The organism is Bacillus sp. N5-665 (assembly GCF_022637375.2).
In the GTDB taxonomy this organism is placed as follows: domain Bacteria; phylum Bacillota; class Bacilli; order Bacillales; family Bacillaceae_G; genus Bacillus_A; species Bacillus_A wiedmannii.
Map to the genome: position 1 here is coordinate 4,313,854 of NZ_CP093325.1, position 23,708 is coordinate 4,337,561.

General features: G+C 36.4%; 28 protein-coding genes. 12 read left to right on the top strand and 16 right to left on the bottom strand.

The window, feature by feature from the left end; genetic code table 11:
- The 4 genes from MNO09_RS24740 to exsF all read left to right on the top strand — a co-directional run bounded on the left by MNO09_RS24740 (position 1) and on the right by exsF (position 3,880).
- Positions 1-423 (top strand): GNAT family N-acetyltransferase, encoded by a 423-nt coding sequence (locus MNO09_RS24740; RefSeq protein ID WP_000543285.1) that lies wholly within the window; start codon positions 1-3, stop codon positions 421-423.
- Between the two features lie 99 nt (positions 424-522).
- Positions 523-2,589 carry an ATP-dependent helicase gene (locus MNO09_RS24745; RefSeq protein ID WP_070168551.1) on the top strand — a complete coding sequence of 689 codons (2,067 nt, stop codon included), beginning with the start codon at positions 523-525 and terminating at the stop codon, positions 2,587-2,589.
- Positions 2,590-2,732: 143 nt separating this feature from the next.
- Positions 2,733-3,209 carry a spore coat protein CotY gene (gene cotY, locus MNO09_RS24750; RefSeq protein WP_002096791.1) on the top strand — a complete coding sequence of 159 codons (477 nt, stop codon included), beginning with the start codon at positions 2,733-2,735 and terminating at the stop codon, positions 3,207-3,209.
- Between the two features lie 167 nt (positions 3,210-3,376).
- Positions 3,377-3,880: an exosporium protein ExsF gene (gene exsF / locus MNO09_RS24755; RefSeq protein WP_000492937.1), complete on the top strand. Its 504-nt coding sequence runs from the start codon at positions 3,377-3,379 to the stop codon at positions 3,878-3,880.
- A 77-nt stretch (positions 3,881-3,957) separates the two neighbouring features.
- Here the strand turns inward: exsF and MNO09_RS24760 are convergent, their stop codons facing one another.
- Together MNO09_RS24760 and MNO09_RS24765 are read right to left on the bottom strand one after the other, a co-directional pair.
- Positions 3,958-4,143: a hypothetical protein gene (locus tag MNO09_RS24760; protein WP_033657682.1), complete on the bottom strand. Its 186-nt coding sequence runs from the start codon at positions 4,141-4,143 to the stop codon at positions 3,958-3,960.
- 101 nt (positions 4,144-4,244) lie between these two features.
- Positions 4,245-4,604 carry a DUF1360 domain-containing protein gene (locus MNO09_RS24765; protein WP_000899661.1) on the bottom strand — a complete coding sequence of 120 codons (360 nt, stop codon included), beginning with the start codon at positions 4,602-4,604 and terminating at the stop codon, positions 4,245-4,247.
- 125 nt (positions 4,605-4,729) lie between these two features.
- On the opposite strand from MNO09_RS24765, the gene exsY reads away from it, so the two are divergent.
- Complete coding sequence (gene exsY, locus MNO09_RS24770) at positions 4,730-5,188, top strand: exosporium assembly protein ExsY (RefSeq protein WP_001277728.1); 459 nt, start codon at positions 4,730-4,732, stop codon at positions 5,186-5,188.
- Between the two features lie 60 nt (positions 5,189-5,248).
- Here the strand turns inward: exsY and MNO09_RS24775 are convergent, their stop codons facing one another.
- The 10 genes from MNO09_RS24775 to MNO09_RS24820 form a co-directional block, all read right to left on the bottom strand.
- Positions 5,249-5,779: a spore coat CotO family protein gene (locus MNO09_RS24775; protein ID WP_070168550.1), complete on the bottom strand. Its 531-nt coding sequence runs from the start codon at positions 5,777-5,779 to the stop codon at positions 5,249-5,251.
- 141 nt (positions 5,780-5,920) lie between these two features.
- Complete coding sequence (gene fabI / locus MNO09_RS24780) at positions 5,921-6,691, bottom strand: enoyl-ACP reductase FabI (RefSeq protein WP_000421885.1); 771 nt, start codon at positions 6,689-6,691, stop codon at positions 5,921-5,923.
- Positions 6,692-6,800: 109 nt separating this feature from the next.
- Positions 6,801-7,655: a dTDP-4-dehydrorhamnose reductase gene (rfbD, locus tag MNO09_RS24785; RefSeq protein WP_070168549.1), complete on the bottom strand. Its 855-nt coding sequence runs from the start codon at positions 7,653-7,655 to the stop codon at positions 6,801-6,803.
- Between the two features lie 11 nt (positions 7,656-7,666).
- On the bottom strand, positions 7,667-8,638 hold the full coding sequence (gene rfbB, locus MNO09_RS24790; protein WP_070168548.1) for a dTDP-glucose 4,6-dehydratase: 972 nt from the start codon (positions 8,636-8,638) through the stop codon (positions 7,667-7,669).
- A gap of 16 nt (positions 8,639-8,654) precedes the next feature.
- Complete coding sequence (gene rfbC / locus MNO09_RS24795) at positions 8,655-9,200, bottom strand: dTDP-4-dehydrorhamnose 3,5-epimerase (RefSeq protein WP_000869423.1); 546 nt, start codon at positions 9,198-9,200, stop codon at positions 8,655-8,657.
- Between the two features lie 8 nt (positions 9,201-9,208).
- Positions 9,209-9,946 carry a sugar phosphate nucleotidyltransferase gene (locus MNO09_RS24800; protein WP_000676171.1) on the bottom strand — a complete coding sequence of 246 codons (738 nt, stop codon included), beginning with the start codon at positions 9,944-9,946 and terminating at the stop codon, positions 9,209-9,211.
- 14 nt (positions 9,947-9,960) lie between these two features.
- Complete coding sequence (locus MNO09_RS24805) at positions 9,961-10,641, bottom strand: glycosyltransferase family protein (protein ID WP_000651509.1); 681 nt, start codon at positions 10,639-10,641, stop codon at positions 9,961-9,963.
- Between the two features lie 12 nt (positions 10,642-10,653).
- The gene (locus MNO09_RS24810; protein ID WP_000100683.1) at positions 10,654-11,340 is read right to left on the bottom strand and encodes a glycosyltransferase family protein; all 687 of its coding nucleotides are present in this window, start codon (positions 11,338-11,340) and stop codon (positions 10,654-10,656) included.
- Positions 11,337-12,026, bottom strand: a complete 690-nt coding sequence (locus MNO09_RS24815; protein WP_070168547.1) for a class I SAM-dependent methyltransferase — start codon at positions 12,024-12,026, stop codon at positions 11,337-11,339. Before MNO09_RS24815 ends, MNO09_RS24810 begins: the two co-directional genes overlap by 4 nt.
- Positions 12,027-12,178: 152 nt before the next feature.
- The gene (locus tag MNO09_RS24820; protein ID WP_000932898.1) at positions 12,179-13,279 is read right to left on the bottom strand and encodes a glycosyltransferase; all 1,101 of its coding nucleotides are present in this window, start codon (positions 13,277-13,279) and stop codon (positions 12,179-12,181) included.
- Positions 13,280-13,444: 165 nt separating this feature from the next.
- Between MNO09_RS24820 and MNO09_RS24825 the strand changes: the two genes are divergently transcribed.
- The 7 genes from MNO09_RS24825 (at position 13,445) to MNO09_RS24855 (ending at position 20,815) form a co-directional block, all read left to right on the top strand.
- Positions 13,445-14,341 (top strand): BclA C-terminal domain-containing protein, encoded by an 897-nt coding sequence (locus MNO09_RS24825; protein WP_098717654.1) that lies wholly within the window; start codon positions 13,445-13,447, stop codon positions 14,339-14,341.
- 122 nt (positions 14,342-14,463) lie between these two features.
- The gene (locus MNO09_RS24830) at positions 14,464-15,309 is read left to right on the top strand and encodes a TylF/MycF family methyltransferase (protein WP_070168545.1); all 846 of its coding nucleotides are present in this window, start codon (positions 14,464-14,466) and stop codon (positions 15,307-15,309) included.
- 140 nt (positions 15,310-15,449) lie between these two features.
- Positions 15,450-16,208, top strand: coding sequence for a class I SAM-dependent methyltransferase (locus tag MNO09_RS24835; protein ID WP_001004737.1), 759 nt, complete (start codon positions 15,450-15,452; stop codon positions 16,206-16,208).
- A gap of 6 nt (positions 16,209-16,214) precedes the next feature.
- A complete protein-coding gene (locus MNO09_RS24840; RefSeq protein WP_070168544.1) occupies positions 16,215-17,150 on the top strand; it encodes a glycosyltransferase family 2 protein in 936 nt (311 codons plus the stop codon).
- 146 nt (positions 17,151-17,296) lie between these two features.
- Complete coding sequence (locus MNO09_RS24845) at positions 17,297-18,457, top strand: FtsW/RodA/SpoVE family cell cycle protein (RefSeq protein ID WP_000654715.1); 1,161 nt, start codon at positions 17,297-17,299, stop codon at positions 18,455-18,457.
- 74 nt (positions 18,458-18,531) lie between these two features.
- On the top strand, positions 18,532-19,272 hold the full coding sequence (gene prpE / locus MNO09_RS24850; protein ID WP_088106947.1) for a bis(5'-nucleosyl)-tetraphosphatase PrpE: 741 nt from the start codon (positions 18,532-18,534) through the stop codon (positions 19,270-19,272).
- Between the two features lie 154 nt (positions 19,273-19,426).
- Entirely contained in the window at positions 19,427-20,815 is a 1,389-nt protein-coding gene (locus MNO09_RS24855; RefSeq protein ID WP_070168543.1) for a peptidase G2 autoproteolytic cleavage domain-containing protein, read from the top strand.
- Between the two features lie 48 nt (positions 20,816-20,863).
- On the opposite strand, the gene MNO09_RS24860 is transcribed toward MNO09_RS24855, so the two are convergent.
- The 4 genes from MNO09_RS24860 to MNO09_RS24875 are packed head-to-tail and all read right to left on the bottom strand — an operon-like array spanning position 20,864 to position 23,629.
- Positions 20,864-21,757: an RluA family pseudouridine synthase gene (locus tag MNO09_RS24860; protein ID WP_001079117.1), complete on the bottom strand. Its 894-nt coding sequence runs from the start codon at positions 21,755-21,757 to the stop codon at positions 20,864-20,866.
- Between the two features lie 15 nt (positions 21,758-21,772).
- A complete protein-coding gene (locus MNO09_RS24865) occupies positions 21,773-22,570 on the bottom strand; it encodes an NAD kinase (protein ID WP_000673190.1) in 798 nt (265 codons plus the stop codon).
- Between the two features lie 18 nt (positions 22,571-22,588).
- A complete protein-coding gene (gene yjbM / locus MNO09_RS24870; protein WP_001081480.1) occupies positions 22,589-23,227 on the bottom strand; it encodes a GTP diphosphokinase in 639 nt (212 codons plus the stop codon).
- A gap of 30 nt (positions 23,228-23,257) precedes the next feature.
- Positions 23,258-23,629 (bottom strand): UPF0738 family protein, encoded by a 372-nt coding sequence (locus MNO09_RS24875; protein WP_001180000.1) that lies wholly within the window; start codon positions 23,627-23,629, stop codon positions 23,258-23,260.
- Positions 23,630-23,708 lie beyond the last annotated feature (79 nt).

Consider the following 23,708-nt stretch of genomic DNA (forward strand, 5'->3'; position numbering starts at 1 on the left):
TTGCACGCACAGATCGTACAAACGGACGAACAACTAAGAGATGCATTCTCTGTACGTAAACAAGTATTTGTAAATGAACAACAAGTTTCTGCTGACGAAGAGTATGATGAGTTTGAAGAAACTTCAACACACGTTGTTATATATGATAATGATGTTCCAGTTGGTGCTGGTCGTTTTCGCATACTGGATGGAATAGGAAAAATGGAACGTATTTGCGTACTAGCTTCCCATCGTAAAAAAGGCATTGGAAAAATTGTTATGGATGCACTTGAAGCGTATGCGAATGAAAACTCGCTACCAAAATTAAAGTTGCATGCCCAAACACATGCTGAAGATTTCTATAAGAAACTTGGATATGTAACGAATTCTGATGTATTCATGGAAGCAAATATTCCTCACATCGTTATGATAAAAGAATTGTAATTTGAAAACAGGAGGTATCCCCTCCTGTTTTTTACATTGCTATTTTCTTTTTCTTCCGCTAAAGTTAAATGTTGATGCTATAGTTTTGAAGGTGAATATATGACACAAGAAAAATTTTCACAAAAATCATTAACGCACGCTGATATTCCGCGTGCAACATACCATATTCCAAAAACATCTACCCATTTAATTATGGAAGAAGATGCAGATGCGGCGTATTTTCGCGCTCTCGAACAACAAAATGTTTTTTTAAATGAAAAACAATTAGAGGCCGTACGTACGACAGAAGGCCCTGTTCTTACATTAGCTGGTGCCGGAAGCGGGAAAACATCTGTTTTAACAACCCGCGTAGGTTATTTAGTAAATGTAAAACAAGTTCATCCACGAAATATTTTATTGCTTACATTTACACAAAAAGCAGCTGAAGAAATCCGAAACCGTGTAGCAAATTTACCAGGTATGAATCGTGCTACAAGTAGCTACGTTGTTGCTGGTACATTCCACTCTGTCTTTTTAAAATTGCTTCGTAGTCAAGGATATAATCAGCAAATTTTAGCAAACGAAAAACATAAACAAATTATGATAAAGAAAATCTTGAAAGAATTGCGTCTAAAAGACGATTATGATGCTGAAACAATGCTCGCTATGATTTCACTTGAGAAAAACAAATTGAATCGTCCGAAAGATGTAAAAGCAAAAACACCCGTTGAACAAGAGTTTAAAGAAGTATACGAGCGTTTTGAAGAAGTAAAACAACGATATAATTATATTGATTTCGATGACATCTTATTAGAAACATATTATATGTTAGAAAATAACGTTCCTTTGCTTACCCAATTACAACAACGGTTCCACTATATTGAAGTAGATGAGTTCCAAGATACATCGTATGCACAATATGAAATTGTAAAATTGTTAGCCACGCCAAGAAATAATTTATTTATCGCAGGTGATGACGATCAGGCGATATATGGCTGGCGAGGAGCAAGTCACCAAATTATTTTATCTTTTCCAAAAGAATTTGATAACACTACGATTATCGCACTTAATACGAATTATCGATCCAATCCTTTTATCGTCGGACTTGGAAATGAAGTTATCAAACTAAATCAGGAGCGGTTTGATAAAGAGCTATATTCTGTGCGTGAAGAAGGTGTACAACCTTTTTACGCAAGACCTGCTACGACTCTTGATGAAGCAAATCAAATTTTGCAGCTCATTCAAGAAAAAGTAGATAGCGGCGAACGCAACTTTAAAGATTTTTGTTTACTGTATCGCACACATTCTGTAAGCCGTTCGTTACTTGATCAGCTTACAATTCACAAAATCCCGTTTATTAAGCACGGGGCGAGTCAATCATTTTATGAACATTCTTTAATTAAACCTGTATTAGATCATTTAAGACTGGTGATTGAACCGTTTCGACTAGAATCACTTTCAAATATATTGCCAACGATGTATATCGGGCGTGATGATTGTATTTCATTTATTGAACGTGAACAATGGAAATATGGTGAGGGGCGGTTCCCTTCTCTTCTTCATTTCTTATTATTAAATCCTAGCTTAAAACCTTTTCAAGTGAAAAAGGTAAATGAGCGTATCGATTTTATTAAATTTATAAAAGAATTAGAACCGAAAAAAGCATTAAAAGAAATTATTCATGGTAAAGGAAAGTATTTAGAGTACTTACAAAGTAACGATCGTTCTTCCTTTACGATGCATAAAGATATACAAGAAGAAATGTTAGAAGAATTAATGGAGTCAGCAACTCGTTTCACCGATATTCCAGCATACTTACAATTTATTGATGAAGCAATTCAAGGTCAAAAAGAAATGGAAGCATTAAAAACAATGCCGGAAAAAAATGCTGTTTCGCTTATGTCTATTCATAACGCAAAAGGCCTTGAATTTCCATGCGTCTTTTTACTTGGAGCGAGCGATGGTATTCTCCCCCATACTTCTTCTTTAAAAGATGCAAATGATCGTGTTACAGAGACTTCTGAAGCTTTAGAGGAAGAACGCCGACTACTTTATGTCGCAATTACACGTGCGAAAGAAGAACTTTACATTTCCTCTCCTCAATTTTTTAGAGGTAAAAAATTAGATATCTCTCGTTTTTTATATACTGCGCGAAAAGATTTATCTGAAAAGACATCCACTAAATAAGGATGTCTTTTTTTGTATTGCATTATGTACATCCCTCCTAATATAAATTACCTGTTTTCGTCATGATAATTAACGTAATATCAACCATATCTCATTCATATTGTAATAGTGTATGTCAGAACTCACGATAAGGAGTGAACATAATGAGCTGCAATTGTAACGAAGACCATCATCATCATCATCACGATTGTGATTTCAACTGTGTATCAAATGTCGTTCGTTTTATACATGAATTACAGGAATGTGCAACCACAACCTGTGGATCTGGTTGCGAAGTTCCATTTTTAGGAGCACATAATAGTACATCTGTAGCAAATACACGCCCTTTTATTTTATACACAAAAACTGGAGAACCTTTTGAAGCATTTGCACCAACTGCAAGCCTTTCTAGCTGCCGATCTCCAATTTTCCGTGTCGAGAGTATAGATGATGACGACTGTGCTGTATTGCGTGTATTAACTGTAGTATTAGGTGATACTTCTCCTGTACCACCTGATAATGATCCAATTTGTACTTTTTTAGCTGTACCAAATGCAAGATTAATATCGACCAACACTTGTCTTACTGTTGATTTAAGTTGCTTCTGCGCTATTCAATGCTTACGTGATGTTACGATTTAAAACTAAATAATGAGTTAAGCATGGATTGGGTGGCAGAATTTTCTGCCACCCAATCCATGCTTAAAAGGTATTATTATGTATTTTTTATAAAATTGGGAACTTGTCTAGAACATAGAACCTGTCCTTTTCATTAACTGAAAGTAGAAACAGATAAAGGAGTGAAAAACATGTTCTCTTCTGATTGCGAATTTACTAAAATCGATTGTGAGGCGAAACCAGCTAGTACACTACCTGCCTTCGGTTTTGCTTTCAACGCTTCTGCCCCTCAGTTCGCTTCATTATTCACACCATTACTATTACCTAGCGTAAGTCCAAACCCAAATATTACTGTTCCTGTAATAAATGATACAGTAAGTGTCGGAGATGGCATTCGAATTCTACGAGCTGGTATTTATCAAATCAGTTATACATTAACAATTAGTCTTGATAACTCACCTGTTGCACCAGAAGCTGGTCGTTTCTTCTTATCATTAGGTACGCCAGCTAACATTATTCCTGGATCAGGTACAGCAGTTCGTTCTAACGTTATTGGTACTGGTGAAGTAGACGTATCCAGTGGTGTTATTCTGATTAACTTAAACCCTGGCGATTTAATTCAAATTGTACCAGTTGAGTTAATTGGAACTGTAGACATCCGTGCTGCAGCATTAACAGTTGCACAAATTAGCTAGTAAAAAGCGGTATTTCTTCCTTAGAAATACCGCTTTTTATATTTATAATAAAAAACACTCACAGTAATATGAGTGTTTCATTCTTCATAATGTTTTATTGTGTTCTTCTTTTTCCCGCAATTACATCCCTTTTTCTTCACAAATCCTTGTTGTTGTAATTGTTCTTGGTATGCCTGTTGTTGTGCTTGGTGTTGTTGCTGTATATGATACCATTGCTGCAGGTCATATGAATTTTGCCTTGGACTATTACTCACAGCAAACATCTCCTCTACTGTCAATTCTGTCTATTTACTATATGAACAACTTTTTATTTCCGTTCCCTCATTCTTTTAAACTCCGCTTTTTCTCGTATTATGAAAATATATTATTCTCCTATAAAGTATCCTGTAATCGTTTCAATGATTGCTGCTGCTCCTGCAATAGCTAATAATGCAAGTAACGGCTCTGCAACGATAGGAATCCAATTATATAAAACTAATAAAAAAGCACTAACCCATACACCTGTACACCAATAACAGCTTAATAATTCTCCAATCCATTTTCTTAATCCTTTACCTTTTACTTTTGTAAAAGTTGATACACTTCCATCCGGCTCTGTAATCTCTAATTCATCAATAAACGGTCTTCGCAAAAAAGCTGTAATTTTATCATAAACAATTAAACGGGTGAGCCTAAAAGCAGCTAACGCGAAAATGAAAAATAAAAGCCAACTTGTAAACAGCATGATTCCACCTTCCCTTATCTTCTTTCGCCTATTTAAAAAAAAAGCTCTTGAGATTGTGACCAAATCTCCTCGACTCCAATATCTTATTAATGTAAATACAAACAAGAAGATAAGGAGTGACATTAATGAGTTGTAACGAAAATAAACACCATGGCTCTTCTCATTGTGTAGTTGACGTTGTAAAATTCATCAATGAATTACAAGATTGTTCTACAACAACGTGTGGATCTGGTTGTGAAATTCCATTTTTAGGAGCACACAATAGTGCTTCAGTAGCAAATACACGCCCTTTTATTTTATACACAAAAACTGGAGAACCTTTTGAAGCATTTGCACCAACTGCAAGCCTTTCAAGCTGCCGATCTCCAATTTTCCGTGTGGAAAGTGTAGATGATGATAGCTGTGCTGTATTACGTGTATTAACTGTAGTATTAGGTGATACTTCTCCTGTACCACCTGATAATGATCCAATTTGTACGTTTTTAGCTGTACCAAATGCAAGATTAGTATCGACTAACACTTGTCTTACTGTTGATTTAAGCTGCTTCTGTGCGATTCAGTGCTTACGCGACGTTTCTATCTAATAAGTGAAGTAAACTAAAAAACTATTGGGGTGGTAGAAGATTTCTACCACCTTTACATATTTAAAAGCCGGCCATACTAATCGATTGGATATCATCTATAGACAACTTAATATCTCTCATACTATTTTGCGGCATAATGGATACAATGCCATTACGATACGATATGATTGATCCAATATAAGAAACTGTAGCCGTTTTTATTCTGCACCTTACTTTCGGAATGTAATGAGGACGGTTTAATAAGAAATGAATTTTCTCATCATTATTCATATCCTTAAATGATTTATTATACGGAACAGTTCTAACTGGCTCTTGCTGTTCTTGTACTTGTTCCTCTTCTTCTATTTTTTCTTCTACTTGTTCTTCTTGTTGCTCTTCTTGTTGTTCTATTACTTCTTCCACAGCACTACTTACAGCATTTTCGTTTCTATTACTTCGCTCTTTTCGATCCTCATTTTCAAAGTTTGTTAAGATAATCCTTTTTATTTTCGGTGCAGCAAGTTCCATACTTACTTGCGCAATATATAACAACGGTTTTCCAACTGTTGAACTTTTATTTTTATTCTTCACACTCGTCCCTCCCACTTCCATACGTAGCTGAATAAATCGTGTACTATTATAGTTATATTCATAACGTGGTAAGAACTTTCGTTAAAAATCATTCTTTCTAAGAACAAATAAAAAGGACAATCTCAACATTTAGAGATTGTCCTTTAAAAATTAAAATTATATTTATCCTAGGATATGATACCCTGAATCAACGTGAATGTTTTCTCCTGTTACGCCGCGTGCTAAATCACTGAATAAGAATACTGCTGTATCCCCAACTTCTTCTGGAGTTGTTGTACGACGAAGTGGTGCGCGCTCCTCAATTTCTCTTAAGATTGAGTTAAAGTCGCCTACACCTTTTGCAGATAACGTACGAATTGGTCCTGCAGAAATAGCGTTAACGCGAATGCCATGTTGGCCTAAATCGTTAGCTAAATATTTTACACTCGCCTCTAATGAAGCTTTCGCAACACCCATAACGTTATAGTTTTTCACAACGCGCTCGCCGCCAAGGTATGTTAACGTTAAAATATTTCCGCCTTCTGTCATTACTTTCTTCGCTTCTCTTGCTACAGCTGTTAAAGAGAATGCACTAATATTTTGTGCAAGTAAAAATCCATCGCGAGAAGTATCTACAAATTCACCTTTTAAATCATCACGATTTGCAAAAGCAATACAGTGTGCAACACCGTGAATTGTACCAACCTCTTGCTTGATTGTTTCAAAGCAAGCTGTAAGTTCTTCATCATTTGTTACATCACAAGGTAATACAAGTGATTCTTGTCCTTCTAATGTGTCCGCTAATTCACGAACGTTTCTTTCTAAACGTTCTCCTGCATATGTGAATATTAATTTTGCACCTGCATTATGCAAAGAGCGAGCAATTCCCCACGCAATACTTCTTTGGTTCGCAACGCCCATAACAACAAATGTTTTCCCTTGTAATAGTTCCATGATATATCCTCCCAGAATTACTTATACTTGTTATTAGTACCTGATACTATAATTATAGTACCATAAAACCTCTTAAAGGCAAACAAAAAAGTCATTAACTTAAATTTTGTTAATGACTTTTTGTTTCTATAAAAAACCGCTCTAATCCTTCTTCCCAAGAAGGCATTTGTGAAAAACCATTTAATCGTAGCATGTTATGTTGGAAAACAGAATATTTCGGTCTCGCTGCCGCCGCTCCAAATTCTTCGGTTGAAACAGGTAATACATTCACTTTCATATTTGCATCCGAGAATATTTTTTTTGCAAATTCAAACCAAGAACATGAGCCTCTATTTGATACATGATACGTACCGTATAAAGAAGTGTGAATGAGCTTATTAATCATCACATTTAAATCCGCCACATAAGTAGGAGAACCAATTTGATCCGCTACAACAGATAATTCTGCTCTTTCTTTTCCTAACCGCATCATCGTTTTCACAAAATTGTTTCCATACTTACCATATAACCACGATGTTCGAACGATAAAATATTTATTATGTAACTCTTTGACAAACTGCTCTCCCGCATACTTAGAAGCCCCGTATACATTTATCGGTGATGGATTATGAAACTCATGATAGCCATCTGGTCTGTCACCTTGAAATACATAATCGGTACTAATATAAACTAACTTTGCCCCTACTAATTGTGAAGCAACCGCTACATTGCGAGCTCCTATTGCATTTATTACATAAGCAAGGTCTTGTTCTTTCTCAGCATGATCAACCTTCGTATACGCTGCACAATGAATAATTATATGTGGCCTTATCTCTTGTACCACTTGCTGCATTCGGGATATATTTGTTATATCTAGTAACTTTTTATCAAATGGATATATGTCATATTCTTCAGGATTTAACTCTTCTTGTAGTTGCTTTCCCAATTGACCATTTGCTCCCGTTATGATAATCCGTTCTTTCATTTATATGCCCCTTATTTTTCTTTTAGTGGTTTCCACCATTCTATATGATGTTCATACCATTCCACCGTTTCTTTTAGCCCCTGTTCAAACGTATACTGCGGTTCCCAACCGAGCTCATTCTTCATCTTTTGTGCATCAATCGCATAACGACGATCATGACCTAAACGATCTGTAATATACGCAATATCTTCTTTCGTTTTTCCTAAGAGAGAGATAATTTGTTCCACAACATCTATATTCGTTTTTTCATTATTTCCACCTATATTATATACTTCTCCTATACGTCCCTTATGCAGAACAACGTCAATCGCACTACAATGATCCGTTACATGTAACCAATCTCTTACATTTAATCCATCGCCATATAACGGTAGTTTTTTTCCTTCCAGCGCATTCGTAACCATTAACGGAATTAACTTTTCAGGATATTGATACGGCCCATAGTTATTGGAGCAACGCGTTACTATAACTGGTAATTGATATGTTTTATAATAAGATAAAGCTATCATGTCGGCGCTCGCCTTGCTTGAAGAGTATGGACTATTTGGAGCTAACGGGGTTTCCTCGGTAAATCGCCCTGTCTTCCCTAAAGAGCCGTACACCTCATCTGTTGATACTTGCACGAGTTTGATATGTGGATATTTTTTTACTAATTCTAATAAGGTGACTGTCCCAATTACATTTGTATCATAAAAAGGGATCGGATTTTCAATACTACGGTCCACATGTGATTCAGCTGCGAAATTTACAATCACATGGACGTCTCGCTCTTTTATGACATGCTCTAGCAGCTCTCCATTTTGAATTTCCCCTTTTACAAAAGAGTAATTCGGATGCCCTTGAAGAGACTTCACATTATTTAAATTCCCGCTATATGTTAATGCGTCAAAATTAATAATTTTATATGTTTCATATCTTTGTAACATGTAATTAACAAAATTACTTCCAATAAATCCGGCCCCACCTGTTACTAATATATTCATATAACAACTCTCCTACTCAAAAGCTATCTTCACATTCCTGAAGTAACGGTAATATTCGATCTTTATCAGACAAAATAGGACTCGTTACCGGCCATGGAATTGCTAATTCTTTATCTTCCCAAAGTAACCCTGAGTCATGTTCGGCACTATAATACTCATCTACTTTATACATAACAATAGTATGCGGGACAAGTGTACAAAAACCATGTGCAAATCCTTTTGGCACTAATAGTTGCCGGTGATTATCCGCGCTTAAAATATATCCTCTCCACTGTTTAAACGTTGATGAATCTTTTCGCAAATCAACGATAACGTCATAAATTGCTCCTTGCATAACTTGAATAAGTTTCGTTTGTGCTTTCGGATTCTTTTGAAAGTGTAATCCCCGAATCGTTCCCGACCTAGCTGAATAAGAGACATTATCCTGTACAAACGAATACGTAATCCCTAATATTTCTAGCACCTTCTTATTATAACTTTCTGTAAAAAAGCCACGCTCATCTCCAAATAACCTCGGTTCTAACAATTTCGCGTCGGTAAAATTTGTTTCTACAACTTTCATATTCTCACCTATTCTCCGTTAAACTGTTTCCCAAAGTTTATATCCTGCGCTAACGTATTCGCCCTTTGAAGTGAACCATGAGTTCCTGCATCAGTCCACCAACCGCTCATTTCATTATAAGTAAGTACCCCTCGTTTTAAATACCAATTATTGATATCTGTAATTTCAAGTTCTCCCCTCGCGGAAGGTTTTAATTCTTTTATATAAGAAAAAACTTTCGAATCATACAAATAAATTCCTGTAACTGCATAGGAACTTTTTGGCTCTTTCGGCTTTTCTTCAATTTCAATTATTTTTCGGTTTTGAATATTTGCTACACCAAATCTCTCCGGATCATCTACAGATTGTAGCAGTACTTTCGCACCTTCTTTTTGATTTGCAAACTCTTCAACGTACGGACGAATATCATCTGAAAAAATATTATCCCCTAATATAACTACCATACGATCTTTCCCGACGAAATCCTCACAAAGCCCTAATGCTTGTGCAATTCCCCCAGCCTTATCTTGCACACGATACGTAAAGGACACGCCAAACTCTTGACCGCTTCCTAAAAAACTAACAACATCTCCCATATGCTCTTTACCTGTAATAATCATAATATCTGTAATCTCGCATTGTTTTAGCTTATATACCGCATGATATATCATTGGATAACGTCCAACAGGAAGCAAATGTTTATTTGTTACTTTCGTTATTGGATATAATCTCGATCCAGTTCCACCTGCTAAAATAATTCCTTTCATCCTGCATCTCTCCCTTATGATGGAGATAGTATATCTTTGTAATGTTCTACAAACACTTTCCGATACTTCTCATATGTATCCGCATCAAACTCATCCCCGTTGTAATGAATACACCATAAATTTGCTTGATTAGGGATACCAATTAAATAACCCGCCTTTTGAAACTCTAAAGACTGCGACACATCATAAAAGTGGAATCCTTGAAACAAGTCTTCTCGCCATGGAATATCATATTGTGTGGCCATTAATAATCCATCAATTGCCTGAACTGACATAAATGATTGATTCTTATAAAACAGCTGATCCAAATTTAATAATTGATAATTCTGTCTTCTGTACTCAATCACTTTCCCTACCAAATTTTTTCCTTCCCACCATATCCCGTTGCTCGGTAAAAATTGAGCACCAGCTACGCCAATTAAACCAAGTTTTTCATTATCTTTAAAAAGAGAAATGAGTGTATAAAACATCTCTCGATTAATAAGATAAGTATCTTGATGTATATAAACCTTATACTTCGCGGGATATGAAAGTGCTCGGTTATATGCACTTGCCATACTTTTCGCATCTCGTATCGGAAAAATTTGTACGACATAACCAGGGGGAACAAAAAGGTTTTGTATTTGTCTCTCGCATTGTTCAAATAGCTCTTCATTATTTATACAAACAACGACTAATATTGTATGATCCTTCATCTTGTAGCCCCTCTATTCGTCTTGATTTACATCTGACATATAGTGCTCTACAAATATCTTTCTGTACTTTTCATAGTTGGTCATATTCACATCAATATGATAATGAATGCACCACGCATCACGCTGTACAGGAACCCCAACTGTATAGCCAGCTTTTCTAAATTCAAATGATTGAGATACATCATAAAAATCAAACCCATCAAACAAGTCTTCCCGCCACGGAATATCGTATTGCGTTGCCATTAATAATCCATCAATACATTCTACAGGCATAAATGTTTTTGACTCATGGTACGGCTTTTCTTGACTTGCCATATAATATAAATCATTCATATAACCAATTACTTTCCCAACAACTCCTCTGCCTACATTCCATGTTCCATTTGGAGGAACATATTGGGCTCCAACCATACCGATCATTCCAAGATGCTCATGTTCCTGAAACAATTGAAGTAATCCATATAAAAATCCTACATTTACAATGAAAACATCTTGATGTATATACACTTTATATTTTGCTGGATGCGAAATTGCTTGATTATATCCGCTCGTCATACTTTTCGCATTCCGAATCGGCATAAACTGTATCGTATATCCTGGAGGAACTGGCAATTGTAATATATGTCGCGCACATTGTGCATACATTTTTCGATCATTTATACACGTAACAAATAATATTGTTTTATCTGCCGTACTCATAATTGTGATTTTTCTGCTTCAATAATATATTGAAATACAACCGTCTCAGCCATGAAGCCACTTCCAAGACGATATTTTTTACAAATTCCATATAACTCCTCGATAAGCGGTTCATACATTTTATGATCAACATATACACGATCTACTTTACTAATCGAATAACCTGCTTTTAAAAACATTCGTAGCATTTCATTAAATGTAAAGAAACGAATATGTGTTTTATCTAATAGACCATATTCTGTATACGTCCAGTTTCCAGCGAGTAAGGGAGCTAATACTGAAATGTGAGAAATGTTCGGTATACTAGCCAAAATTACACCATTTTGCTTTATATATGGTTTTACTTTTTCTATTACAGCCCACGGATCAAATAAATGCTCTAATACGTCACCAAATATAACGCAATCAAATTGCTCCTCCTCATACGGCATATCCATTGTTTCTATATCGCCTAAAACAACATGATCTAGTTTTTCTTTTGCTTGTTCTGCCGCCTCTCGGAATGCCTCAATTCCTGATACATGTGTGCCATTTTCTTTTATGGCAGCTCCCAATGCACCACTCGAGCAACCTATATCAAGAACTTCTTTCCATTCCTTTTTTATATGCTTTAATAAATTCGGATTCACTGCATTATAATAATGCCCGGACTTTTCTTCGTATAAAGAATTTTTTGGGGAATTCATTTTACACACTCCTTATGCAAATTGAATTTGAAATATAAATCTCATCTAAAGTCTATAGATGTAACCAGTACTGGTTACATTGCCGATACTTTACTATATAGCCAATCTATTAGAGTTAGAATCGTGATACATCATTTCTAGAAAAACGCAACCTACAACGATTTATATTGTTTATCAAAAACACTCCGAAAATATTTGCGGTTATATTCAATTGCAGCATTATTCGGAACATAAGAAGCTGCTAATTCATTGTAATAATAAGCTTTATCTTGCTCGCCTAACTTGCTATAACAAATACACATTTGTAAATAGGGAATCCATGTGTAGCTAGCTGGACTGTGAAAAGGACTCTCTGTTGCCATTGTCACTTCTGTTGCAAGTTTAAACCAAAAAATTGCTTCATTGTATTTTTGTTGATCCATATATATATATCCTATTCTTGTACAATTCTCTCCTCTAGGGACATCATACCGAAATGACTTTACACAAGATTCAACTGCCTTCTCCCACATTCCAAGCTTTGCATAGCAATCTCCTAATTTACCACATGCATAAATTTTCTCTTCATACCAACCTTCATCTTGATTAAGAAATGTTTTATAAAGTAAAACTGCATCATCATATTTTTGATTATCCATAGATTCATTCGCGTAATAAAACAAATCTCTCGGACTCAATTCTTCTCCAGCTGCTACAGCATCCTGAAAAATTTTCAAATTGCGGTTCGTTACTTTCTTTTCTTTTTTATGCGTAACCGCAACATTACTATTAAAAATCTCACCAAAAATAGCTAAATACTCATGCACCTTTCCAAACCATTGAAATTCTTTTTCACGCTTTACAAGCCGATATCTTTTTGTACAATATAAAGGTTTCCCATTAGAATCCATTACAAGATGATAAGGCATCGAAACAGCATCCACATTAGAATCTAATTCTTTTTTTAATAGCTTCAATGCCTCTTGAGCATCTTCTAATAACACATCATCAGCATCTAGCCATAATATATATTCTTGCGTTGCTTTTGAAAAAGAAAAATTTCTAGCTGCCGCAAAATCATTAATCCATGGAAAGTCATATATGTTAGAGGTATATTGAGCTACAATTTCTTTCGTTCGATCAATGGAACCTGTATCAACTATAATAATTTCATCAACGATTTTTTCTACTGCGTCTAAACATCGACCGATTGTATCTTCCTCATCTCGAACAATCATACATAAACTAATTGTAATTCCTTGCTTGTTCAACATAATCACCCTCTTCCAAATCAATCATATGTTATACATACAATAAACTTTCCACTTTTTTAACTTGCACAAGCAGTTTAAGATTTCTTTTCAATAATTCAAATGTCCGTGTCATTTTCTTCCGGTTTTGCATCTACTATATAATGAACGCTTTATGGAGGTGAATTTATGTCAAATAATAATTATTCAGATGGATTAAATCCCGATGAATCTTTATCAGCTAGTGCATTTGACCCTAATCTTGTAGGACCAACATTACCACCAATACCACCGTTTACCCTTCCTACCGGGCCGACTGGACCGACTGGACCAACTGGGCCGACTGGGCCAACTGTACCAACTGGACCTTCTGGACCAACTGGACCGACTGGACCAACTGGACCAACTGGGCCGACTGGACCGACTGGACCGACTGGACCAACTGGACCAACTGGACCAACCGGGCCGACTGGACCGACTGGACCGACTGGGCTAACTGGACCGACTGGACCGACTGGGCTAACTGGTGCTACTGGTGCTACTGGACCGACTGGGCCAACTGGTGCTACCGGACCGACTGGACCGACTGGTGCTACTGGCGCTACCGGACCGACCGGACCGACTGGACCAACTGGACCAACTGGACCGACTGGGCCGACTGGGCCAACTGGACCTTCTGGCTTAGGACTTCCAGCAGGATTGTATGCCTTTAACTCAGCTACAGTTTCTTTGGCTCTTGGGATTAATGATCCAGTACCATTTAATACCGTTGGATCTCAGTTTGGTACGGCAATTTCTCAAATGGATGCCGATACTTTCGTAATTAGTGAAACTGGCTTCTATAAAATTACTGTTATTGCTTATACAGCGGCAGTAAGTTTATTAGGAAGTCTTGGGATTCAAGTTAATGGAGTTAATGTACCGGGTGCGGGCACAAGCTTAATTTCACTTGGAGCTCCTATCGTTATCCAAGCCATTACACAAATTACTACAACACCATCACTAGTTGAAGCAGTTGTTACAGGAATTGGATTATCGCTAGCTCTTGGTACAAGTGCATCAATTATCATTGAGAAAATCGCTTAATTTTGTACGTAGCAGTAAGACTGATATCAGTTTTACTGCTTTTTCATTGTTAAATTCAATCATTAAATCTTTCTTTTCTACATAGTCATAATGTTGTATGACATTCCGCAGGAGGCACTTATATGGAAAATAAATCAGCTGTTCAGCTTTATCTTGAGCTATTAAAGAAAACAATTTTATTTGAAATATGGTTAGAATACGAACCATACTTACCTGCTTCGTTACATATATCTAAAGAGCTATCATATGAACCAGTTACAGTTCCGCTTCCTTTATTTCTTAAGCAATACGTAGAAAATCACAATTTGAAAATCGTTGATCCTAACGTTTCAAAAAGTGAGCGTCAAGGTGGCAATGATTGGCCAAGAGCAGCACACAGTATGGTTGGCCGAAAACGTATGAATCAATTACATGAGGCTATGGAAACTGTTGTAAGGGAAAATATAGAAGGTGATTTTATTGAAACTGGTGTATGGCGCGGAGGATCATGCATTTTTATGAATGGTTTTTTACAAGCAAACAACATTACGGATCGTACTGTGTGGGTTGCCGATTCGTTTGAAGGTCTGCCAGCACCTAACTTAGAACAATATCCGAAAGATTATGGTGATTATTTGCACACATTCGATTACTTACGAGTTTCTTTAGAAACAGTGCAAGAAAACTTTAGAAAATACGATTTATTAAATGATCAGGTGAAATTTTTAAAGGGTTGGTTTAAAGATACCTTGCCTTCAGCACCGGTAGAAAAAATTGCAATTGCTCGCCTTGATGGTGATATGTATGAATCAACGATGGATAGTCTTGTAAACTTATACGATAAAGTTTCAACAGGCGGCTATATTATTATTGATGATTACGGATTGGTAACATGCGCAGAGGCTGTAACAGATTTCAGAAATGAAAGAAACTTACAAGCTCCTATTACTAAGATTGATGATTTCGGTATTTATTGGCGAAAAGAATAGAATATAATTTTATTTTTTGAGGGGTTCTATTACACTACTTATTCATAAGAACTAATTGTGTAAAGTTCCCCTCACTATAAATGATTAACTTATATATACAATAGAAATCCCCTACTTTACTACAAGGACGGAGTGAATGTATGAACGAAAACGAGAAAAAAATCACATTAATTCCACCCCCAGAACTCGTTCAATATGTAGGTGGTGATTTTGAAGAAGTTGGAAAAGAGTTTATGCAGTATTTTATTGAAATTGGCAAATTAAAATCAAATGAAACAGTGCTAGATGTAGGCTGTGGTATTGGCCGAATGGCGGTTCCATTAATGAACTATTTAAGCGATGAAGGTACTTATTATGGATTTGACTTATTCAATGCAGGAATTACATGGTGCAAAAATAACATTTCTACACGCCGTAACAATTTCTATTTTGAACATGTCGATATATATAATCAATTCTACAATCCCGATGGAAAAGAAGATGCTTCCCAATACAAGTTTCCATATGAAGATGAATCATTCGATTTTATTTTTTTAACGTCTGTATTTACCCATCTCCTTCCGAAAGAATTAGAACATTACGTATGCGAGATTGCACGAGTTCTGAAAAAAGATGGGAGATGTTTTATTACTTTCTTTTTAATTAACCCTGAATCATCCTATTACTTAAATGTAGGATTAAGTACGTTAGGTTTTTATCATCAAATTGACAATTGTTATGTTCTAAATAAAGATATCCCTAATTTCGCAGTTGCCTATCCTGAGGACGATATTCGTACCCTATTAAATAAATATGGGCTAGAAATACAGTCCCCTCCTCACTATGGTTCATGGTGTAGCAGAACCGAACACACAAGTTATCAAGATATTATTCTTACACAAAAAACTTCTGAAAGGTAGTTGTATATGAATAATATAAAAAATCTGCCTCTCGTTTCCATCCTTATTCCCACCTATAATCGACCACATTATTTTAAAATTGCTTTAGAAAGTGCATTAGCGCAAACGTATTCAAATATTGAAATTATTATAGGGGACGATAGTACAAATAATGAAACAGAAAAATTAATATACAGACATTATTTACATAAGCATAAACATATAACATACATTCGAAATGCCTCTACTCTAGGACAATTTAATAACGCCCTTATGCTCTTAGAACAGTCAAATGGAGAGTACATAAATTTCTTAATGGACGATGATACATTTTATAATAATAAAATCGAAAAAATGATGTTTTATTTCCAACAAAACCTCAATAAAAATCTCGCACTTATCACATCCTATCGCGCTTGGATTGATGATAATGGAGATATAATTGAACAACATCCCTCCATGAAAAAATTATATGATGAAGATACTCTACTAAATGGGAAAGATTTTGGAAACCGTATGCTTATGTCAGGACAAAATATTATCGGTGAGCCTACAATCGTACTCTTTAGAAAAAGCCTATTAACGGAACCTTTCGGCACTTTAAATGGCAGAAAATATGGTTGTAGTGTTGATATGGCCTCTTGGATAAGTTTACTTTCAAAAGGTGATGCGATGTATATAACTGAGCCCTTAAGTTCATTCCGTCTTCATACTGGACAGCAAGTACGTAACAAATTCCTTGAGGGCTGTGAAGATTTTTCTCAGCTCGTTTTAACCTCGAAAAAGTATGGTTTCTTACAAGACGCCAAGTATTATAAAAAAGGTTTGATAAGAGCTTACGGATGGTATAAAAATGCGACCAAATTTTACGATCTATTTCCAAACCTCATTCCAGATAAAAATACACATGCACGACTTTCTTATTGTTTAAATATCATTACAAAAGAGCTCCGTGCAATATAGTCCATCACAAGGGAGGAGCTATTCCTTCCTCGTGATGTATGACTTCCCACAAATAGTGGAATAAATGTATGCATAGTCTGCTTGTATATTATTTTTATCATGAAATGATCCATATACTTACTAGGCGATAGAAAGGAATACATACATTGAAAGATCCAAATTCTCAATATCAAATAGACTACGTATTACTATTCATCTTATTTGCCATTGGGACTGTTAGTTGCTTTGCAATTGCAAGTGCACAAGCCTCTTTACCACCATTTTTGCAAAGCGTAAATTTTGTATTAAAGCAAATCCAATGGTACTTCATTGGATTTATAGCCATTGGTATGATTATGATTATTGATTTCGATCGTTATCAAAAAATTGCTTGGTATTTATATAGCTTTGCATTGGTACTACTTATTGGACTAGAACTTCAAGTACCAGGTGCCGTTACAATTAAAGGTGCTACCGCTTGGTACAGGCTTCCCGGCATCGGAAATTTCCAGCCGTCTGAAATCATGAAATTGTTTTTAATTATCGTCACTGGACGAATTATAGCAAATCACAATGAGAAATATTTTTTCCGGACAATACACGGCGATTTTTTATTACTCGGAAAAATATGTGCAACAAGTTTGCCACCCCTACTACTTATTGCAAAGGAACCTGATTTAGGAAACACAATGGTAATTTCAGCTATGCTCGCAGCAATGATACTAGTTTCTGGTATACGTTGGCGGTTTATTTTCGGATTAGTTTCCGGTATTTTTGCAGCTGGCGTTACATTAACGTATATTTTTTTTACTCACACAAAATTCTTTAAAGCACACATTTTACAAGAATATCAACTAAATCGCTTCTACGGCTGGTTAGCACCATACAAATATGATGCACAAGGCTATCAATTAAGACAAGCTTTCTTAGCTACTGGATCAGGGGAAATGCAAGGAAAAGGTTGGGAAAATGGACAAGTATACTTTCCAGAACCACATACAGATTTTATTTTCACCAATGTCGCTGAGCAATTCGGCTTTTTAGGCGCAAGTGTCATTATTTCACTTTTTTTCCTACTTATTTTCCGCATGATTCATATCGCCTTAGAAAGTAATGACCCTTTCGGTAGTTACATCTGTGCTGGTACAATCGGAATGTTTACTTTTCAAGTATTTCAAAATATCGGGATGACCATCGGATTACTACCTATTACAGGAATTACATTACCCCTTATGAGCTATGGAGGAAGTTCCTTACTCACATACATGATAGCGATTGGATTCGTTTTAAACGTTCGCTCAAGAACGAAAATCTTTATGTTTAAATGACGAGCAAAAACAGTATATTTTTATCTCTATCCTTTTTTAGATATACTAATGAAAAATATGGTGGAGGTTTAAATATGAAATTTGACATTATAGGGGATATTCATGGATGCTTTCAAGAGTTTCAAGATTTAACGACGAAACTCGGATACAACTGGAATAGTGACCTGCCGTTTCACGCTGACCAACGTAAGCTTGCATTTGTTGGTGATATTACAGATCGCGGCCCTCATTCATTACGTATGATTGAAATTGTATGGGAACTTGTCATAAATAAAAAAGTAGCTTATTACGCTCCGGGAAATCACTGTAATAAACTATACCGTTTTTTCCTTGGGCGTAATGTGACAATCGCTCATGGACTCGAAACAACTGTTGCCGAATATGAAGCACTGCCTTCTCATAAACAAAACATTATAAAAGAAAAATTTATCACCCTTTACGAGCACTCTCCTTTTTATCACGTACTCGACGAGAAAAGGTTAATTGTATGTCACGCTGGAATTCGGCAAGATTACATAGGAAGACAAGATAAAAAAGTACAAACCTTTGTATTATATGGCGATATTACAGGAGAAAAACATGCTGACGGCTCTCCTGTCCGTCGCGACTGGGCACAAGAATATAAAGGAAAAGCTTGGATTGTATATGGACATACACCCGTTAAAGAACCTCGCTTCGTAAATCATACAGTCAATATTGACACTGGCGCTGTATTTGGTGGCAAACTAACCGGACTACGTTATCCTGAGATGGAGACCGTTTCCGTCCCTTCCTCCCTGTCTTTTGTCCCTGAGAAATTTCGCCCAATTTCATAACGATCCTTATATAGATATCATTCACAAATTACGAGGATTACCGTATCATTTAGGCGGCTCTCCTATAAAAACTAGGTAAAGTAATTAAAAAAAGATGCAATAAAGTGCATCTTTTTTTAATTACACGGCATATACTGTCGCAGGAGGTGACAGAATGAAGAAAAAATCTTCTAAACAAAAAAGAAAATGCCCGCCTTTTTATCTGCCCATGTACGGAATTAACAACTGGTGCAGCATTCGAGCTGCAGCTTTAGAAGAACCGGACGGACAAGGGGCTTCCCCCAAAAACAAAGCTAAACCAAAATATGTCTCTTTAGAAAATGCTGTAATGAGCCGCATAATCGATAATAGAAAAACAAAGATGCAGCAAAAAAATAAACCTCTCTCTACTCACACTGAACAGATTGTGCCTTCTGAGCAAACAGAGAAAAATACAGAAGAAGACATCCCTGTAGCAATAAATAAAAAAGTAGAATCAGAAATTCCAGCTGCTATTATAAATCAAGTGAAAAAAATAAGAGAAGCATTAGCACCATCCAATGATATACAAACAGAAAAAACGATCATAATTCAAACTCCTACACCTGAAAATACAAAAGTAAAAAAAGGGGGACGGTATGCACATGCAGAGGGGCTTCACTCTAATGCAGAGGGTTCAGCTTCACATGCAGAAGGACTTCTTACACACGCAAAAGCTTCTTTCTCTCATGCGGAAGGATCAAAAACGAAAGCAACTGGACATAGTTCCCATAGTGAAGGAAGTGAAACGACAGCAGGTGGCTCTTATTCTCATGCGGAAGGTAAACATACAATCGCTTTAGGAGAAGCAGCACATGCAGAAGGAACCTCGACTATCGCTAACGGATTCTCTTCTCATGCGGAAGGTAATCATACATCAACAGCTCATTTTGCAGGTAGCCATATTATGGGGCGCTTCGGCACTGCAGAAGAATCTTATTCTTGGTTTATTGCAAACGGCACAAATGAAACCGATCATAATATCGGTGCAAAGTGGCTTGCTCATAATGGGGAAATGTATATTGATGGCGCTTCTTACAATGCAAGTGGAACTGATTTTGCACAAATGTTTGAAACAATAGACAATAATTTTATTGATGTAGGTTATTTCGTTACATTTAGTAGCGAAGAAAAAATTCGGATCGCTACTTCAAACGATTCATTCATTTTAGGAATATCTAGTGCAACCCCTGCCCTTATAGGAAATAGCGGTGCTTTAAGTTGGCAAAAACGCTATAAAACAGATAACTTTGGAAAACGCCAATATGTGCGTACGGAATCGCAAGACATACAACCTCTTTTAAATACAGGATGGGATCCGACTTGCAAATATATAGCAAGAAAAGATCGTACCGAGTGGCTTCCTGTCGGATTAATTGGACAAATGTTAGTACGTGATGACGGCACTTGCGAAACGCATGGATATTGTCGTCCAAATAACGATGGCATTGCTACAAAATCCGAAAGTGGCTTTTTCGTTATAAAGCGCACGGGTGAAAATCAAATTTTAATATTATTCCGCTAAGAAAAAAGGGAACAAAATTCTTCGTTACATAAGAATTTTGTTCCCTTTTTAAGTATGCCTTAATACCTCTTCCATATCGCTTGGAATCGTTGTAGTGAAAGACATTTCCTTCTCTAAAATAGGATGATAAAAAGTCAAAGATGTACTATGAAGTGCTTGACGTTTTATCACATCTCTTCGTCCTCCATATAAATCATCACCAAGTAACGGGTGGCCTATATGAGCCATATGTACACGAATTTGATGCGTTCTTCCGGTCTCAAGCTCAAGTGATACATGCGTCTTGTGATTGGCGCTATCCATCACTCTAAAATGAGTAACTGCTCTTTGCCCATTTTCACAAACGGTTCGCTCAATAATGCTATCCGATTTTCGTCCAATCGGTGCATCAATCGTTCCTTCTCGTTCTATCATCTCACCGTGAACAATTGCTTCATATGTTCTTTTCACAGCTTTTTGTTGATGCTGTTTCGATAAAAGATGATGCACGAAACGATTTTTTGCAATAAGCATAAGCCCTGAAGTATCACGATCTAATCTTGTTACGATGTGCACTGTACTTGCAAGATGCTGCTTATCATAATGAGATAAGAGCGCATTCGCAACACTCCCTGCCGGATGTTCTCTAGACGGAATCGTTGACATGTTCGCCTCTTTGTTTATGACAAGAACCGCATCATCTTCATATACAATACATAAAGGGATATCTTCTTTAATCATCCCTTCACTTCTTTCTTCCACTGGAAAAAAGACACGTAATTCTTCACCAGCTTGCAACTGATGACGAACACTCGCATGTTGATTATTTACTTCAATAGCTCCGCCGCGAAATTTTATATCCGTTAAGGCGGCTTTAGAAATCCCTTTTGTTTTTAAAAATTCTCTAACTAAAGTTCCCTCTTCGGCCGATTCAATATCCCATTTCAATGTAAATCTGTTCAAATATATAAACCCTTTCTATTTATCTGCAACAAACGAGTCACGAACCCGTTTCCAGAACGGGAACGGACGGAAACGAACAAATCGTACTTTCTCGTTTGCAACGCGATACTGGATTGATTTCACATCTTGATGAACCATCGTTAAATGGTCCACCGTAATTTGTAAGTTCATTCCTGCAGCCGGCTTCAACACACATGTATGATGCTTCGGCAATACGAGTGGCGAGCCTACAGTACGAAACACGCGGTTATTAATAGATGCCATTTCTGCAATTTGAATCGCTTCAATAGAAGGGTGAATAATCGCTCCGCCAAGCGCCTTATTATACGCAGTACTTCCCGAAGGAGTAGAAATACAAAGGCCATCTCCGCGGAATGTTTCAAAGTACTCTCCGCGTATTTCTACTTCTGTTACTAATGTACCTTCTGCACTTTTTACAGTTGCTTCATTCATCGCCAAATACTGTGATTCTTTACTCCCATTCACATAGCGAATAATCACTTCTAAAAGCGGATATTCCACCACTTGGAATGGTGTTTTAGCAATTGCAATTACTAATTTCTCTACTTCTGTCGGTAACCAATCTGCATAGAAACCTAAATGCCCTGTATGTACACCAACAAATGCTGTTTCATCCAATCGATTATAATAACGATGAAACGCATATAAAAGCGTTCCATCTCCCCCAACAGAAATTACAATATCGGGTTCCTTTTCATCCATTATAAATCCAAAATCTAGCAAGTATTCTTTCATCGTGCTTGCCAGTGTATCTGATGATTGATCTCCCTTTGACATAATTGTAAATTTCATCGCCCAACACCCTTTAGTTTATGATTCGGAATCTTTCGTTTCTTGTTTTCTTGAAAAAGCTTTCTGCGCTTCTTGAATCTCAAGACGAATAGAAGACATTTCTTCATCTAATAAAAACGCCGCTTCCGCTGCGCGTTGCAAGCGTATTTTAATATCTTCAGGAAAACGTCCACTATATTTATAATTTAAAGAATGCTCAATTGTTGCCCAAAAATTCATTGCTAACGTGCGTATTTGGATTTCTACCAATACTTTTTTTTCTCCCTGAATCGTTTGAACGGGGTAACTAATGACAACGTGATAAGAGCGATAGCCGCTATCTTTCTTTTGCGTGACATAATCACGTTCTTCCACGATTTCAAAGTCATTTCGTTTTCGAAGATATTCTACAACAGGCTTAATCTCATCAACAAATTGACACATCATTCGAAGGCCCGCGATGTCTTGCATATCTTCTCTCAGCCGATCTAGCGGTACATTTCTCTTCTCCGCTTTATCAATAATACTAGCAACCGACTTTACCCTTCCTGTTACAAACTCAATTGGAGAATGCTCTGTTAACATTGCAAATTGAGTACGCATTCCTTTTAGTTTCACTTTCAGCTCTGCCACCGCTTGATGGTAAGGTGCTAAAAATTCTTCCCAATTTCGATTCATTTCAACCACCACCAAAATCAATCCATTTGCTTATAGAAATACTTTTTCTACAGCAGTTACTAGTTCTTCTCCGTAATTTGCATTACCTTCAATATTTTCAACTAAATATTCTACTTCTTCTTTTAAATTTTCTAATTCCATTTCAACGTCATTCACACGAACGAACATTACTATATCGTTATTCATCGCTTCATGCATTGCTTCCCAGCATGTGTGCGGAATACTTACATAAATGAAAGATGATTCGTTTTCTAAAATATATAAAAATGATAAATTGTCTGAGTCTACAAGTACGTGATTACGCGCACTTAACTCCTTTACCTCTATTTCACTATTTTCCGCACAAAAAATAAGCGCATTCTCTCTCTTTTCTACGCTCTTAACTTGAATTTTATTTTGCATGCTCTAACTCCTCCATCTCAACTTCCTGTCTTACTTAACAGTATTATTGTATCATAACATGGACGCAAACAAATAAAAC